Origin of the sequence: Aquimarina hainanensis (assembly GCF_042684685.1) — a bacterium.
Classification (GTDB): domain Bacteria; phylum Bacteroidota; class Bacteroidia; order Flavobacteriales; family Flavobacteriaceae; genus Aquimarina; species Aquimarina hainanensis.
This window is the reverse complement of the sequence record NZ_JBHULX010000005.1, coordinates 1-16,941: the sequence shown is the minus strand read 5'-3', so window position 1 is coordinate 16,941 and position 16,941 is coordinate 1. Positions and strand designations below refer to the sequence as shown.

At 32.7% G+C, this 16,941-nt stretch carries 7 protein-coding genes; 4 read left to right on the top strand and 3 right to left on the bottom strand.

Annotation, left to right across the window (positions count from 1 at the left end):
- Positions 1–36 precede the first annotated feature (36 nt).
- Positions 37–6,303: a hypothetical protein gene (locus ACFSTE_RS08215; RefSeq protein ID WP_378258439.1), complete on the bottom strand. Its 6,267-nt coding sequence runs from the start codon at positions 6,301–6,303 to the stop codon at positions 37–39.
- A gap of 518 nt (positions 6,304–6,821) precedes the next feature.
- Between ACFSTE_RS08215 and ACFSTE_RS08210 the strand changes: the two genes are divergently transcribed.
- The 4 genes from ACFSTE_RS08210 to gwsS are packed head-to-tail and all read left to right on the top strand — an operon-like array spanning position 6,822 to position 9,237.
- Positions 6,822–7,016, top strand: a complete 195-nt coding sequence (locus ACFSTE_RS08210; RefSeq protein ID WP_176027712.1) for a hypothetical protein — start codon at positions 6,822–6,824, stop codon at positions 7,014–7,016.
- A gap of 55 nt (positions 7,017–7,071) precedes the next feature.
- On the top strand, positions 7,072–8,031 hold the full coding sequence (gene gwsG, locus ACFSTE_RS08205) for a grasp-with-spasm system ATP-grasp peptide maturase (RefSeq protein WP_378258437.1): 960 nt from the start codon (positions 7,072–7,074) through the stop codon (positions 8,029–8,031).
- A complete protein-coding gene (locus ACFSTE_RS08200; protein ID WP_176027714.1) occupies positions 8,021–8,242 on the top strand; it encodes a hypothetical protein in 222 nt (73 codons plus the stop codon). The genes gwsG and ACFSTE_RS08200 overlap by 11 nt, the downstream gene beginning before the upstream one ends.
- A complete protein-coding gene (gene gwsS / locus ACFSTE_RS08195; protein ID WP_378258435.1) occupies positions 8,242–9,237 on the top strand; it encodes a grasp-with-spasm system SPASM domain peptide maturase in 996 nt (331 codons plus the stop codon). Before ACFSTE_RS08200 ends, gwsS begins: the two co-directional genes overlap by 1 nt.
- 302 nt (positions 9,238–9,539) lie before the next feature.
- Here the strand turns inward: gwsS and ACFSTE_RS08190 are convergent, their stop codons facing one another.
- Complete coding sequence (locus ACFSTE_RS08190) at positions 9,540–11,195, bottom strand: ATP-binding cassette domain-containing protein (protein WP_176027716.1); 1,656 nt, start codon at positions 11,193–11,195, stop codon at positions 9,540–9,542.
- 10 nt (positions 11,196–11,205) lie between these two features.
- On the bottom strand, positions 11,206–16,941 hold a 5,736-nt coding region (locus ACFSTE_RS08185; RefSeq protein WP_378298063.1), incomplete at its 5' end, for a non-ribosomal peptide synthetase.

Sequence of the window (16,941 nt, the reverse complement as noted above, 5' to 3'; positions counted from 1 at the left end):
ATTTAGATGATTTTTTATATCTGTGTCAATTAAATATTAATGTTTGATTTGGTCAATATCTCCCCACTCTGGCTCCCCACATTTTTCTATTCTTTCTCCTTCTGATCTCAAATTAAACGAAGCTCCGTGTAGAGGACTTCCTGTGTGTTTATTAAGAATCATAAATTCCATTTCCCAGGTATTATTTCCTTCTCCTGATCCTCCTCGAACCACATCAAAGTCAAGGTCTATGTATTTTTTCCCTGTAATATCTAATACAATATCATTAAACATAAAACGCTCTCCTTCTTTTCCTCTAACATCATCATGATTAAAAACTACTTTGTCATTTATACTCAGTGCCATTTGTCTATAATTCGTCTGATGGAAAACAATTCCATATTGTATTGTGTCATTCGGGTTCCCATGTATGGTAAACTCAGCACTTCTACCTATACATTCTTTTATACCGCCCGCCAAATACAACACTTCATTTGTAGTATATCTTCCTGTAATTTGAGGAACAGCATCATCATCGCATATATCTCCAATTCCGTCTCCATCATAGTCACTAAGGTTTGTTCCCGGGGTATACGGACAATTATCTTCTTCTATGATTCCATCCCCATCATAATCTTCATCTTTTGGTGTTTCTCCTATTAAGTGACGTTCCAGAGTTGCTTTATCATTGGCAGGAATCAGAATACTATTTCTACCCGTATGTGCTACCTGATCGGTAATACGAATCCCTTCAAAACCATCTTTATCTACAGAGTGTTTGAAATTAAAATGCGCACTATCTACATTCATAAATGCATATTCTTCGAATCCATCCATTCCCATATCACTATATCTACTATTAGAGCCTACAGCTGTAGGTAATGTGTAATTGTAACCATATTGAGCAGCAGAGTATCTTCCTAAAGCATCTTGATTTTCTAATTCTGCCCCAAAAGGACTGTATTGAGTAACTTCACTAGCAAAGGTCCAGTCTGTATCTGCTGTTGTAGCTTTCTGCCATCCATTTTGCGTCGGACTGTAATAAGGTGTAAACTTCTTAAAATATCCTTCTCTACGTGTGTGTACTCTAGTAGGGACTCCTTCATTCACATTAGTACGCTCTGTTAAATAGGCATACGATTTTTTAGCTCTCCATTCGCCTTTGGCATTGTATACATACGGGTTAAAAGGGTTTTCGAATGGGTAATCTTCTTGAGAGATCTCTGTTAACTTTCCTCCACTTAAAGGTTCGGGAGCAAACTCTAAATTACTCTCACATTGGCAATTCCAAAAATCATTATACGCAACTGCACTTGCATTTATAATCCTAGGGTTATTAGCCAATGGAGTCTGCTGTCCTAAGGAAAATGTAGCAGCATCTATTTTTGTAACATGGTTTCCATCACTCTTCAAAATTGGATTCTTCATCATTGTAATGGCTGCCATATTTGCCATTTGCTGATTTCTATACCCTGATCTTATAATTTTAAATTTGATCGTATCGTTAATTTCTGCTCCGTTAGAAACATTAATTACTACTCCATTACGCTTCATGAGCATCACTCCATCTCCGGCAGGGTTAAACCCAACAACCCATAGACGTTCATTTAATTTTGCTCTCCCATAGGTAGCAATCATTTCATCTCCTAAAGTAAAATATCTGTTAGCCTCTGGCATCGTAAAGAAGTTTCCTGATTTTTGTAGTGTCCCTGTTAATCCAATATTACGGGATGCTTGCCCCATATTGTCATAACTCCAATAAGCAGGGAAATTAAAATTGTAGTATTCATCATCAAATTCATTAATGGTACGAGTCAATAATACTTGTCCCGTCTCCGCATCCCAAGCTTCATTGACCGTTGAAACTTTCGCCCCCAAATCTGTCGCTATTTTTTCTTTTAGTATGGCAGTGGTATGAATTACTTTTGTCGTTGTTGTAGAATATGCTACATTTTCAAGTTCCGTTCGAGAGGGCACTATTGTCGGAATAGGTATTACTACTACCCCAAATACCAAGGCAACGACATTGGCTTTGACGCCTTCTGTTTTAGAATTCGAATAACTTTCTCTAAAATCTGTAACTACATCATAATCCACTCCTATTTGCTGGTCTTTACCTACCGTACCATCCTTATTTATTACTACAACTTTATTATTTAATCGTGTTTCATCCCCTTCTTTGGTACTGTATTTATACGTCACAGACGACACTGGTTTCTCCTGTCCTTCTCCATATACTTTTTGGGATTTCATTTTCCCATTCATATCATTGGTATGTATTACAAACCCTTGTGACAAGGCATATTCATTTCTGGATTTTACTTCTCCTCCAAAAAGCCCTTTAAGCATATTCTCTAAAAACTGATTCTGATTCGTCGCATAATTATTAGGATGATCTATATCAGTATAATCCACTTGAGTCGGATAATCCTTAGAAGTAAAAAACTCTGATACAACTTTTCCTGTAGCATGTTTGGTAATCCCTTCTCTTGCAAGGTTACGAACGGTTACCCTGCTATAAGTAACATTGGCTGATGGGAAAAAAGATTCACCGAATGGTTTCTCTACATAATTAACTTCTCGAGGAGCAATCAAACGCTCGGAGTTATTATAAAATGGTTCCACTAATGGGTTTTCTTTACTCTGATTTGGCTCATAAGTAGCAACTCCGCTAGAACTACCATCTTCTAACATATATTGATAGGTTTGCCCATATTCTTTGAGGTATTTGGTATTCGTATCAGGAATTGTAGCATCCACCATCTTATTCCATTGATCTTTCATCACTAATTTTTTAACTCTGGCACCTCCTCCCAGCTTATAATTTTTAGGAGTTGATAATCGGATCCATGATTTTTCTGGAATAAATCGCTGTGCACATAAAATGCTGTTACTTCTCAACTTTCCATTGGGTCCTGTAAGGATATCAACATTAGCCTTAAAGCTACTCAGTACTTTTTTTGCTATTGACTGTATATTTTCAGTTCTATAATTAGCATTTAACCCATATATCAGGCTATTAAGGTATTTCCTTCCAAAGTACCATCCTGCTTTAGTAATCGGATTTACTTTTTTTGTTCCAGCAATCCCTCCTTCTAAATCTGTCATCTTCATAGGGATAGATGCATATACCTTCCCATCTTGTGTTTTAAACACTTTAATGGGTTTGTTTTTTGATATTTCGAAATACCCTGTTACATAATCATAATCTGCACTTCCTGAATTTTTTGCTCCTTTCTTAGTCATATTCATTAAAAACCTAAAATAGATAGGTTTATCTCCTATTCCCTGTAAGTATTTTGATCGAAAAGCAGCTTCTGTTGTAATGGTTTCATCAGATGGTAATTGAACATATAAATAATCCGCATCCCCATCAAAAACATTTAAAACACTTGACTTATAGAGTTTTTGATTTTCCCAGGGGTTTCCGGGAATCTCTCTCTCTCCCGCTCCAATTACCTTGAACATTTGCATTGTTTTTCGGTCTTGCACATATTGGTAATCATCACTCTCATATGTGAGTTCTACTTTCCCCCCGGAAGGAAGATGAACAGATGTCAACGACCAAGCAGATGCATAGGTGTCTTCTATAGCTTTATCGTCCTGGGTCACATAAGGAAATTCTGGAGTCGTTAATGGGTCTGAGGTATTACAGCCTCCATTGGTATTAGGTTTATAACCGCCCCAAACATTATATGATTTTAAGTTATAATTAGGATTGTTTCCTTCATAATTAAACTCATAAGGGGTATATTTTCCCATGTTAGAGCTTCTATAGGTAAAATAAACCTTTTTTAAGGTCAGTTTTCCTCCCTGATTGCTTAATTCATTTGAATTGGTTGTGCCTCCCAAATTATTTTCTATTCCTTTACATTGAGAGTAATCATATATAAAATGAGCTGTTTTTATAGTGCTAATTGGCAAATCATTTGTAGGATCATTATCTAGTATGTTTGCTTTCAGGGCTTCTGGTTTGGAATACAATCTGATTTTATCGATTTTATACATTTGTTGTCCGGATGAAAGCGCTCCTCCATTTTCTCCTGCTGCTCCCCTACCATCTTTACGAGGCGAAAGATCAAATAATGCTACATGTGTTTTGGTTATGATCCTATCTAAGTATTTGATTTCTTTCTCCCCATAGATATAACTTCCTTTTTGATCATACCTATCGGTATTTAACCCTGCATTATAAGATGCCTGCCTTGGTGTTTTACTGTACGGTACTCTCCAATTATAAATACCTCCTCTATTTTTATAAATAAAATTAGTATACGCTCCTAAGTCATCATCTGTTGGTCCATCTCCTTCTAGGTCTTCATAATCTGATGATAATACTGTAGATAACAAATAGCTATGTGCATATGCCGGAGTTTCTACAGCATCATAAAAATGATCAATCCCACTTTTATTGTTTATGGAATTTTCTCCACTTAGATATGTTACTACACCTTCTGCACAGTTATAAGAGCTGCTATTGGTAGCAAAAGTGACTTCTCGTTTTCTTGTATTATAAGCTGTTTCTCCAAAAACATAGGTAGCCCCATCTGCTTTTTGTATTCTTATTTCTGCGGTATGATGAGGTGCCGCCTTCGGGTTAATCCGGCTATTCGCGTAGGTTTCATTATAAAACTTGGCAAGTTCATTTACTTTTATCTTTTGTACGTTTTGATTTCGTACATCTCTTTTACTTCTTTTGAACTTAGTATTAAATCCGGGTAAACTTCGGTAGGTAGGTTTTTTGTTTGCGTCATACTCTTTGATTCTAAAGTTATTATTAGCATACTTATTAAAACTGCTTTTACTCCCTCCTATTTCTAATGCTATAGGAGCATACGCTCCTAAACCCTCAAACATTTGCTGATCATGATCTACCCTTGGCTCCCCTATATACTTAAAATATACAGGTTCATAATCTATTTTCTCATCAGAAGATCTGGTATTTTCTCTTTCTTGTTTGAAATGCTGTAATGCTTTCGTTTTCCAGATTCCGGTTCTACTAACAGAAGGGGCATTTGTAAAATTGGCTCCAAAATGGTATCCAGTTCCCGGTTCTATCTCTACTCCCAGACTAAGACTAGAACTCTCATCTTCTACCAGGTCATCATTAATCTGCCCAATTTGACTACGAAAAGGTCGAAACATTCCTCCAACTCCCTGTCCTTGTACCGAGTATAGATCATACGTATAATTAGCTACAGGAAGCATCAGTGTTGTTTTACTGATGATATTGTCTTTTTCCCTGTTATAATCCTTTATATCATCTGGAGTAGCATAGCCTGTAAATTCATATCCATACGCTTTTTCTTTTTTTATGGTTTCTTTTACTTTTTGTACAGCTCCCATTGCTGAAACTTCTCCTTCTACATCAGCTCCAAAAATATCTCCTCCAAGGGATACTGCTACCGTACCATTATTATTGACTAGTGCTGTTCTCTTTCGGGGAGTCATCGTTATATTATTAAATGAAACCGAACCAAACCCTTGACCTCTTGAAGAAGTTTGCCCTTTTACTCCTTCTACCCTTTTATATTCTGCGTGGTTTGTATCTTTTATTCCTGTGATTCCTAATGAGCTGGAAATATTAAAATTTGATAAACCTTGATTAGAATTATAGGAGATTCCTGCATTAAGAGAACCTGTAATTGCACTATCTTCCATATTCGCTAATAATGCACTAGCACTAGCTCTAGGTGATACTGACACTCCTTCTGTCGCTGAGGTTTCTACATCCACCCCTACTGTAACTGCATCTGCCAGGTTAAAAGAAATACCATATGAGGGAGAAAATGATATACCTGTATAGTTGTTATACTTTAGGTTTACTCCTAAAGATGCATTTCCTCCAACACCTCCTGTAAGTTTATTAACTTCATCTACTGTTTCATACCCAAAAAGCTGAAAATCTACTTCTGCTCTTACCCCTACAGTTACATTAGGCTTCATAGAACTTTCATATATCATCTCATCTCCTTTGAAATCATCTGGAAGTCCTCGTACCTGTCGATTAATTTGCCCTACATTGAGGTTCCATCCTAATCCTACCCAAGAAGCTTCCTGATCCATTGTTATCCCCGAGTCATAGGCTAAGTTTAACGGATATCCCCCTACATCCATTACAGGAATATTATAATTAAAGTTTCCTGAGGATAGGTTTACCATATCACTGGTACCTATTGGTGTAAAAGCTGTAAATTCGGGTTGAGAGGGTCCCCCCGTAAGTGCGAATAAATTAGATGGCTGAATGGTACTGATAAACAATTGTATTGAGAGATAACTAGCTAGTACCTTTGAAAATTTACTAGTCCGTATGGAGTGAATCATAGTGGGTCGTTATAATTTTAGTTACGTATAATTTTGCCTTCAGAGAATATGTGTTCGGCACTGAACTATAAAACAACTGTCTAGCTCGAATGCATCATAAACTGATTCTCTATTGTGTGATTTTGCAATGATTAATTGCTTTTTTGCCTTCTATATCTCGTTCGAGATTATTTAGCGTATCAAAGGTAGTATCCGTATAAAATTAGCCTCTATTTTTTACTTTTTTTTCCTGTCTTTGCAGTAAAAAGTTTCTCTAAAAAAAACAAAAATCAATGCGAAAGCTTATAAACAATGGAGTTTTCAAACTTTTCAATTTTGAAAACAAAATGCTCGTTTTTTTTATACTCCTCCATAAAAACTTTCCTAAAAATGACAAGAATTATTCTCTATATAGAAAAAGTAGTATCCTAAAACGGGTAATGAATTTTAATCAGATGCACTAGAGTATAGATCGGTCTAAACAGGAGGAAGCTAAAAATCCAATAAAAAAAGAGTAAGCAAAACAAATTATTAAAATTATGAGCACTAAAAAAATGCAATCGTTAAAAAACTTTGAAGTATCTAAAAAACAAATGGAAAGTACAACTGGGGGTCTCTATTATGGTTGGGGAATAACACTATGGCAAATAGATGAAGGTACTGGTAGTGGAGATGTTGGTACTTATGTAGATGGTATGAGAGAAGGGACAGATGCGTATGAGGATCATAACTAATTAAAACTTACCCACTCAATTTATATTTGTTGAGTGGGTATAATAATATGTATTTATGATACTCATCATATCCATAGAACAAGACGAAAGTACCATAAACATCATCAAATGGTTAAACCATTTAGGAAAAAAATACATTGTATTCAATAACAATGATATCATCGACCATATTACTGTTAATGTTACTACAGCAGAGGTGTTTCTTAATTGTTCTGGAGCAACAATTAATTTTAATGAAATTTCATCAATCTGGTATAGAAGAGGAAACTTTAAAATCAAAAAAAACGATTGGGAAAGTAACTTTGTCTCAGATAAAATTGAAGTTTTTGTACAAAAAGAGCAAAGAGAACTTTTTGAATATTTACACTTTCTATTAGATCAAAAATTCTCTCTTAACAATTATAATGGTAAAAAAGTTAATAAACTCATTGTACTAACAATGGCTAAACATCTGGGATTGAATATTCCCGAAACTATAATTACCAATCAGAAAAAAGAGTTAAACGAGCAGTTACAGAAAAGGGAACTTATTACAAAGGCAATTAATAACCCAATAGGGATTTATGGAGATACGTATTGGTTACCTAATTACACTACCATAATTAATAAAAAAGTGGTTGCTTCTCTGGATAAGACCTTTGGGATAAGTCAGTTCCAGAGAAACATACGTAAAACTTTCGAGATACGTAGTTACCTATTAGAAGAAGAATTCTATTCCATGGCAATTTTCTCACAAGCAGATCAAAAAACAGAAACAGACTTTAGGCAATACAATCATGAAAAACCTAATCGAACGGTCCCATACCAATTACCGGAAGAAATAGCATCAAAGCTTAAAAAGCTAGCCAAAAAATTAGGTTTAAACAGTTGTTCTTTTGATCTAATATATACAACTTCAAAAGAATATGTTTTTCTCGAGGTCAATCCCATTGGTCAATTTGGGATGGTTTCATACCCATGTAATTACAATTTAGAAAAAAAAGTAGCCCAAAAACTTATACAATATGATACCTAAAAAAGAAGCAGAAGATATTTTAGAAAGCATTAAAAATAATAAGAATAAAAAAATTCCTGTCATATTACATTTGTCAGAAATGACGTCTATTAGTGCTTTTTCATTAAAAAAAACAACCAATAGAATACATATTGCTCAATACCGTGACAGGTATGCCTCTAAAAGAACATTTTATAAAGCGATTTCTCTTCAACATCCTAGATACAAATAATGAATGAACAATACATAATATTATACGCTAATTGCATCCCTGTTAAGGGACAAAGTAAATCTGCAATTTATGATCTGCAACGAAATAAGATTATAGATATTCCTAATGATTTATATGACTTCACTCATTTTTTTGATACGCATAATGTATCGGAATTGTATGAACTGGGAGGGGCAGAAAATTATGAAACAGTACATGAATACATACAGTTTTTAATCGAGGAAGAAGTGGCTTTTCTGGTGGATAAAGGTCAGCAAAAATTATTTCCGACATTAGACATGATATGGGATTATCCTTCTCAGATCACAAATATGATTTTAGAAATAAGCGACCTAACATTTCCTGTTTTAAACAAAATTATTGAGGGTATTATATCTTTAGGCTGTGAGCATTTATATATCAGGATCAGGATGGAAGACCCCATAGAAGTACTCCGAACAATTTTACATCTTTTAGAAACCGCTCCTGTATATTCAATTGTATTTGAAGTGGAGTTAGGAGTTCATCAAAAAATAAAAAATTATGAAACGCTAATTGATAATAATAATCGTGTAGACACTCTTTTTTTATTAACTAATGAAATCAAAAAAACGAATTCTAAAAAAATAATATTCTCTACGCCTAAGGATTTCATTACCAGAAAAGAACGCTTCTTTCGAGTTAATATTTCTTTATTTACAGAAGCTCAGAGACACAATGTGTATTTTAACCGAAAACTATATATCGATAAAGAAGGGACAATAAAAAATGCCCCTGAAACAAAGGAAACATTTGGAAAAATCACTGACGTTTCCAATGACGAACTTTATGATATCATAAAATCCCCTTCATTTCAAAAATATTGGGAGATTAATAAAGATCTAATAACAGAATGTAAGACTTGTGAGTATCGCTATATGTGTATTGATAATCGACTCCCTGTATTAAGAGAAAATAGAACATATTCTTTCGAAACAGAATGTAAAATTAAAGCAGTACATACTATAGAAGATTAGGCTTTTCTATGAATAACGTGAACTTTTTATGTCAATATCATATTATTTAGTCTCGTACTTAAATCTTGAAATAAAAAAGCCAGATGAATACATCCGGCTTGTTGTCATGAAAGAGATCGAAATATCACGATTTATTTGAAAATCCTGTATTTATAAAAACCCATTCTACATTATTAACTGCTTCATATGGGCTATACTCTTATTTATTAATAATATTAATAGAATATCCATCTTAAAAAGTAGTAGTACTAAATATAGTAGGTAACCCAAGTCGAATATCTAATAAATTTAGTACTATTTTTCTAGCTTTCTTCAAGATTGAAAAGTGTTGTCTCCTCTGTTTTAGGAAAGCCTTTATTTATTTTAAGACTCCCGTAATCCATTTTATATAAATTATCACAATATTCATAATAACTATCATCATGGGTAATCGCAATAATCGTTTTATCTTCATTTTTTACTAAAAAAGGAAGAATTTCTAAATAGAATTTTTTTCTAAATACAGGATCTTGGTCAGCAGCCCATTCATCTAATACTAAAATAGGTCTATCTTCTAATATTGCATATATTAGAGCTAATCTTTTACGTTGTCCCAAAGACAGATCTATTGTAGAAAACCCAACAGCATCATCATACACTACTTTATGGTCAATTTCAAATAACTTTAATAAGTTACTTACCTTATTTTCTTTATTCTTTTGTATTCCATAATTTTTTTCAAATAAATGAAAATCACTAAACACAGGAGCAAAAAGGCTTTTTGAAAGATTCGACCATTCAATAGTTTTATATAAACGATCAAGAATAGTTACATTAATATTTTTTGGAGAATAAATTCCTAAAAGTGTATTAACAAATGTTGTTTTTCCACTTCCATTCCCTCCATGTATGAATATAATTTCATTTTTTTTAATATCGATATCAATAGGTCCAATTTTAAAACTAGAGTCTGAGTCATACTCATATGTCAATTCTTTAATAGAGATTGTATCAAAATTAACAACACTGCTCAACTGTTTGGTTTCCTCTTTTTTATTTACGACAAAAGAGGTTAGAATCTTCGATATTTTCTGGGTTGATATTTCTGCATTAGATAAATTACCAATAAGACTACTGAGAACTTCAATAGGTTTTAATACGAACAAAAATGTTAAAGCAAAATTTATAACTACTCCCCTTTCTTCTGGGAAATAAATCGGAAAAAATAACAGTAACACTCCTAAAAAGACAAAGCTAAAGCTTTCTCCCAAAATACCTGCTACGGACAAACCTGAATAAGCACTTACCCTATTGTCATACGAATCATCCAAATACTTATGGGTCATTTCTTTTAATGCTCTTCTTTTTAAAGGATACATTAGAAGTTCCTTATATCCGTTTAAGATTTCGTTCAAAACAGAAATAATATCATCCTGAATATCCCTAGACTTTTTTAATTTAGGATGCGCTACTCTTAATATTAATGCAAATACTAACACTGCTGACAAAAAAACTAATATTGTTGCTAACAGTAGTTTCCACGATAAGATACTCATATAAATAAAACAACAGATTATAGTTGATAATGAAACAACGATATATACCATGTGTATTAAGCTTTCTGCAATCAAATTAATATCACTTGATAAGGTTGTATACACCAAATCTTTGTGTTTCATAAGATTGAGATAATCTGAATTAAGAATTTTTTGGAAAATTTTTTCTTTAATCTCTTTTATCATTCTTTCAGAAATTTTGATCAGTCCTCTAAAAAATGCAACACTGACGGCTACATATAATATAATTAGAGAAAAGTATAGAATACTATTTTCTATAGTTACGCTTTGAACATCATCAATAAAGTCGTTAATTAAATATATTATTGATGTGCTTATTACACCAGTACAGGAGCCTAAGATAAATAAGGCTCCTATTTTTACAGTACTGGAATTTTGAAATAAAAATTTTATTAATTTCATTTTCTATTGATTAATCTTGTAAAATGATTGTTTTTTTATTCAACACTTCATTTGTTTTTCCATTAGAATATTTCAATGAATAATGTTGTTTATTCTGATCCGATTCTATTATATCATCTATCCGTTCTTCTCTTATTTCAGACAACCTCCAGGAAATCGGCAGTTCTTTGTTAATAGCGAGCTTTAACCATTCTTTAAGACCTATTTTTTTTAGGCTTATCTTCTGGGTATCAAAATACATCTCTAATAAATCAGACAATCTCTTTGACCCTTCAGAAAAATGATGCAACACATTATAATTTTTCTTTTTTTCTAAAGAAGGATTATTAATATACGTACATAAATTGTCAGAAAGTTCATCTACATGAATGGTATAATAGTCTGACTTATCACCAAAAGCAAACGGGTATGCCCCTAATTGTATACAGCTTTCTGCAAGTTGATAAAGCCATTGATTAGAATCGTATTGATGATGGATTGTATCCCAAAGCACTAGCCCTAAACGATGGACTGTTGTAGGCAATCCTAATTCGGATGCTTTTTTTACTAATTTCTCTCCAATCCATTTACTTGAAGAGTACCCTTCCGAATTATAATGAACTTCATTATCAATTGATGTTAATTCTGTAATAACCCTATCTTTATTTAGATTATGAGAACTAAAGACATCAATTGTTGAGATGAAGTGCAATGGTTTCACAACACCTAAGGTGCAAAAATGCAGCACATTTTCAACCCCTTCAACATTAATGTTTTTTGAATCTTTATAGGTTGTCAGGTGGTTCATATAAGTTGCGTTATGAACTACCATATCTATATTTTCTAACAACTTTAAATATTCCTGGAGTTCAATACCTAACATAGGTTTAGCTAAATCTCCCTGAACGATTTCAATTCTTTGTTCATAATAAATCTGCCATATCTTATTATTTATCATTTTTTCTTTAATTCGCGTAAACCCTTTTTCTTTTGTTTCACAACGAACTAGACAAAAAATCTTTTTATTAGTAGTTTCTAATAATGATTTTAACAGATGTATCCCTACAAAACCAGTTCCTCCAGTTAATAATATATTTTCCTTCTTTTCAATCCTTAATGGAGTTGAAAAAACAGCTTCTGTATCAAGGGAAATTTGATAATCTTCTTCATTTATATCATTAAAAATTGTATTGCTATAGGCTTCTAATGTGGGAGTATTAAATATTTGCTGAATACTAACCTCTATTCCTAATCTAGAATTTACTTCATTCTTTAATTTAACCGTTAATAATGAGTGACCTCCTAATTCAAAGAAATTATCATGAACTCCTACCTTTTCTACCTCTAATAAATCTTTCCATATTTCTGCTAACTGCTGCTCCATATCACTTGATGGGGCTGCATAATCTTCTTTTAAAGAATTTGATATGTTTGGTTTTGGTAATGCCTTTTTATCAACTTTTCCATTAATTGTCACCGGAATTGAATCCAATTCTATGTAGGTTCTTGGAATCATATAATCAGGCAATTTATCTGATAATATTTTTTGAATTTTTTTGAAACTTATGTTTTCATTAGTTGTAAAATATGCTATTATTTGTTTTCCTGTCTTTTCCTTTTCATGTGTTAAAACAATAGATTGGTTAATTTGTTCTATCTGATTTAACGCATATTCTATCTCTTTTAACTCAATACGATACCCTCTGACTTTTACTTGATCATCTTTTCTCCCTATGTATTCTATTACTCCATCCGAAGACCACTTAGCCAAATCTCCCGTTCTGTATAAAAGACTATGCTCATTAAAAGGACTTTGAATAAAACTTTTTTGTGTTAGTTCTGCTTGATTCAAATACCCATTTGAAACCCCTGTACCTTCGATAAATAATTCTCCAACGGCTCCTATAGGCACTATATTGAGATCTTCTGATAAGATATATATTTGGGTATTTGCTATTGGCTTTCCAATATACATAACATCTTCATTGTTGTATTTATGTATTATGGAGGTAATAGTGGTTTCTGTTGGACCATATGCATTATAGAAGTCATATGTTTCAGCTACCTTTTTGGCTAATTGTAACGAGCATGACTCCCCTCCTGACACAAATCTTTTTACACTTTTCAGTTTTGTGGTATCTAATAATTCTAAAAAGCTAGGTGTTGTATCTACATGAGTTAACTGATTTTCTATTATAAAAGACTCTAATTTTTGGGGATCTAAAATAGAGGAATCATTGGCAATAAATAATGATGCTCCATTCGCTAGGCTAATAAATATTTGTTCTATAGATGCATCAAAAACATAATTAGAAAATAAAAGGATTCGTTCTTTTTCATTAATTGAATAATAAGCTGATTGATGGACAATTAAATTATAAAGAGATCCATGAAGTACCTTTACTCCTTTTGGCACACCTGTAGTTCCAGAAGTATAAATAATATATGCTAGTTGATCTTCTTTTACTATTGTCTCTAATTTCTCTGAAGAAATCTCAGCTATCTCATCTGACCATTTATCCAAGAATACAGTAGGGATTGTTACTTCATTACTCGTAAATTTTAAGTGATGTATTTCTTGTGTTAAAACAATGCTTGCATCAATATCTTCTAGAATAAATTTAATTCTGGATTGTGGATATTTAGGGGCTATTGGAACATAAGCTCCTCCTGATTTTAATACCCCTATAATTGCGATTATCATTTCAACAGACCGTTCTATGCAAATAGGTACCAAAGTATTTTTTCCTACTCCGTGATTTTGAAGATACCTTGCTAATTGATTTGTTTTTTCATCAAGTTCTCTGTATGTTATTGTTTCTTCATCAAAGAAAACAGCAAGCGCTTCTGGAGTTTCTTGAACTTGATTTTCAAACAAGTTTAAAATTGTACCTGTTTTACTATTGGATAACAAGTCCCCATCATTAAAATCATATACAATTTTCTGTTGTTCTTCCTTTGTTAGAATATGTACACTATTTGTTTTTTCGTTATCACTTTCCAAATAAGTATTCAAAAACGCGTCGAAATATGTCAATAAATCTGAAATCGAACGTTCCGATTTTAATTCTCTGTTTTGAGTTATTGAAACTTCAACACTTCCTCCTGTTAAACTTACCGTTAAGTCGAGAAAAGTATTTGTCTCTGCATGACTTTGATCAGAAAAATCGCTTTCTTTGATCTTCTCTAAAGTTTCGCTCATATCTTTATCTTGAGCGTATGCATTTATTATTTGAAAATCAACATAATTAAAGATGATATCGAAAAAAGGATTAGCAGAATTCTCTCCATGAAGTTTAGAAATTTCAAGCAACGAAAATCTATCTTTACCTTTTATCGCATTCAATTTAGACTCCATTGCAGTGATAAAACTCAGCCAAGACTCTCCTAAACATTCATTCATCTGAACCCGGAATGGTACTGTATTTAAAAAACATCCTAATAACTTGTCTCCATCTTCAATCATAGGGCGTCGGTGAGCAACCAATCCAATTGTTATATCTTCTTCCGGAGATAATAGCTTTAGGATATATAGGTACCCAGAAATAAACAGTGCTTTTGGAGTAATATTATCTTGTTTACATTTCTCAAGAATTCTCTCTGAAAATTGTCTAGAATAAACTTTATTTTTATTACTATAATACGGTGTATTACCCAGTACATCTAGTCGCTGGAATCCTTTTAATTCTTCTACCCAAAATCTCTTATGGCTTTGGTTATTTTGTTCAATAAAATCTGAAATAACACTTTCTTTAGTGCCTATTAGCAGTTTTTTGGGCTTATACTCTTTATCTTTTTTAAGCGTAAAATATGTTTCGAGTAATTCTAACCTAAAACTTTTATCTGACCATCCATCGATAATTGCATGGTGACATTGAAAAACAAAAATCGAATCATCTGCTCCTATCTTAAAAATATTCATTCTCCACAGTGAAGATTGATTTGCGGTGAAAGGCTTATTTTCTCTTTCATGGATCAAGAAATCATTTATATATTTTTTTTGTTCTTTTTTATTTAATCCCTCAATATTTTCATATCCTATTTTAGAAGATGACTTTTTGTGTACAATTTGAACTGGTTTTTCATAAGTATACAAATGAAGTGATGTCCGTAAAATTTCATGCTTTTCGATTAATAAATCCAATGCTTGTTGCATTAAGTCAATATCTAATGCACCAACTTGAACAACCATTTGATCGTGATATATTCCCGGTGTACCTTTCTCATGCATCAAATTAGCAGTATATACCATCCCAAATTGAATATCTGTCATTGGATATATTCCTGAAATCACATTCGGCGAATTATGTTTATTCAATACCATTGAAGTGATCTCATCAATTTCTTTTAACGCCAATTCCTCTAACTCCTGAACCGAATCAGAGCTTGAGTCTTTTTCAGAAATCAAATTAGCGAGCATTTCTATTGTAGGCTTTTTATAAAACTCAGAGATAGAAAATATGGTATCGAATTTTGAATTTAAGGCACTAATAAGTTGTATTACCTTTATTGAGTCTCCTCCTAAAGCAAAAAAATCATCATTAATCCCAATCGTGTTAATAGATAATGATTCCTTAAATATTTCAGCTATTGCTTTTTCAATTTTGTTTCTAGGCGCAATCTTTTCTTCTTGTGACAAATTATTAATTGTATACGATAACAGTTTTTTTCTATCGATTTTCCCGTTGCTTGTCAAAGGAAACTTTTCAAGGAAAACGTAAAAATTAGGAACCATATACCCTGGTAAGCATTCACTTAAGCAACTTTTAACTTCTTGCTCATCTATAGCTGTTTCTGTTACTATATAAGCTACAAGTTGTTTATTAGTACCATTTGTTTCTTTGGCCAAAACAAGTGCTTGTTTTATTTCGGTTATTTTTTCAAGTAAAGATTCAATCTCTCCTAATTCAATACGGTATCCTCGTATCTTCACTTGATGATCTTTTCTCCCGTGGTATTCTAATTCTCCAGAATGCGTTATTCTTGCTAAATCACCACTTCTATAAAACCTATGTTTGTTTCCTGAAACCAAATCAAGATCTATGAACTTCTCTTTAGTCAGAGCTGTTCTATTCAAATATCCTTTTGCTACCCCTGCTCCCATTACGTGTAATTCACCTGTAACTCCTTTAGGAACTGGCTGCAAATCATCATCTAACACAACTACTCCTAACGTTGGAATCGGAACGCCAATATTACTCTGGTTTTTATTTATTTCTTCATCCCCAATTTCTTTATAGGTAACATGTACAGTTGTTTCTGTAATTCCGTACATATTTATTAATTTACAAAGAGGATAGTTTTCCTTCCATCTTTTTAGGTGGATTGGATGTAAAGCTTCACCTCCAAAAATGACATATTTGATTGTAGAAATATTTTTCTTATTGAGAATATACTCCTGTAAACCATTAAAATTAGTTGGGGTTTGGTTTAAGACAGTAACTCCGCCTTCCACAATTAACTTACTAAATAATTCAGGATCTTTAGTGTGTTGAGTCGGTACAATAATTAGTCTTCCTCCAAAAAGAAGTGCTCCATAAATTTCCCAGACCGAGAAATCAAAAGTGAAAGAATGGAATAAGGTCCAAACATCATTATGATCAAAATCAAATAATGAAGTTTCATTATAAAATAAACGAACCACATTAGTATGGGTTAACAATACCCCTTTAGGCGTTCCTGTAGTTCCAGAAGTGTATATCACATATATCAACTGATCTGGACTTATTTTAACCTCTGGAATCGATACACTTTGTCCTTGTAATAT

Bases quoted from the DNA above. Each gene is read 5' to 3' on its own strand.
- gwsG (WP_378258437.1), top strand. From the start codon at position 7,072: ATGATACTCATCATATCCATAGAACAAGACGAAAGTACCATAAACATC.
- gwsS (WP_378258435.1), top strand. From the start codon at position 8,242: ATGAATGAACAATACATAATATTATACGCTAATTGCATCCCTGTTAAG.
- ACFSTE_RS08190 (WP_176027716.1), bottom strand. From the start codon at position 11,195: ATGAAATTAATAAAATTTTTATTTCAAAATTCCAGTACTGTAAAAATA.
- ACFSTE_RS08210 (WP_176027712.1), top strand. From the start codon at position 6,822: ATGAGCACTAAAAAAATGCAATCGTTAAAAAACTTTGAAGTATCTAAA.
- ACFSTE_RS08215 (WP_378258439.1), bottom strand. From the start codon at position 6,303: ATGATTCACTCCATACGGACTAGTAAATTTTCAAAGGTACTAGCTAGT.
- ACFSTE_RS08200 (WP_176027714.1), top strand. From the start codon at position 8,021: ATGATACCTAAAAAAGAAGCAGAAGATATTTTAGAAAGCATTAAAAAT.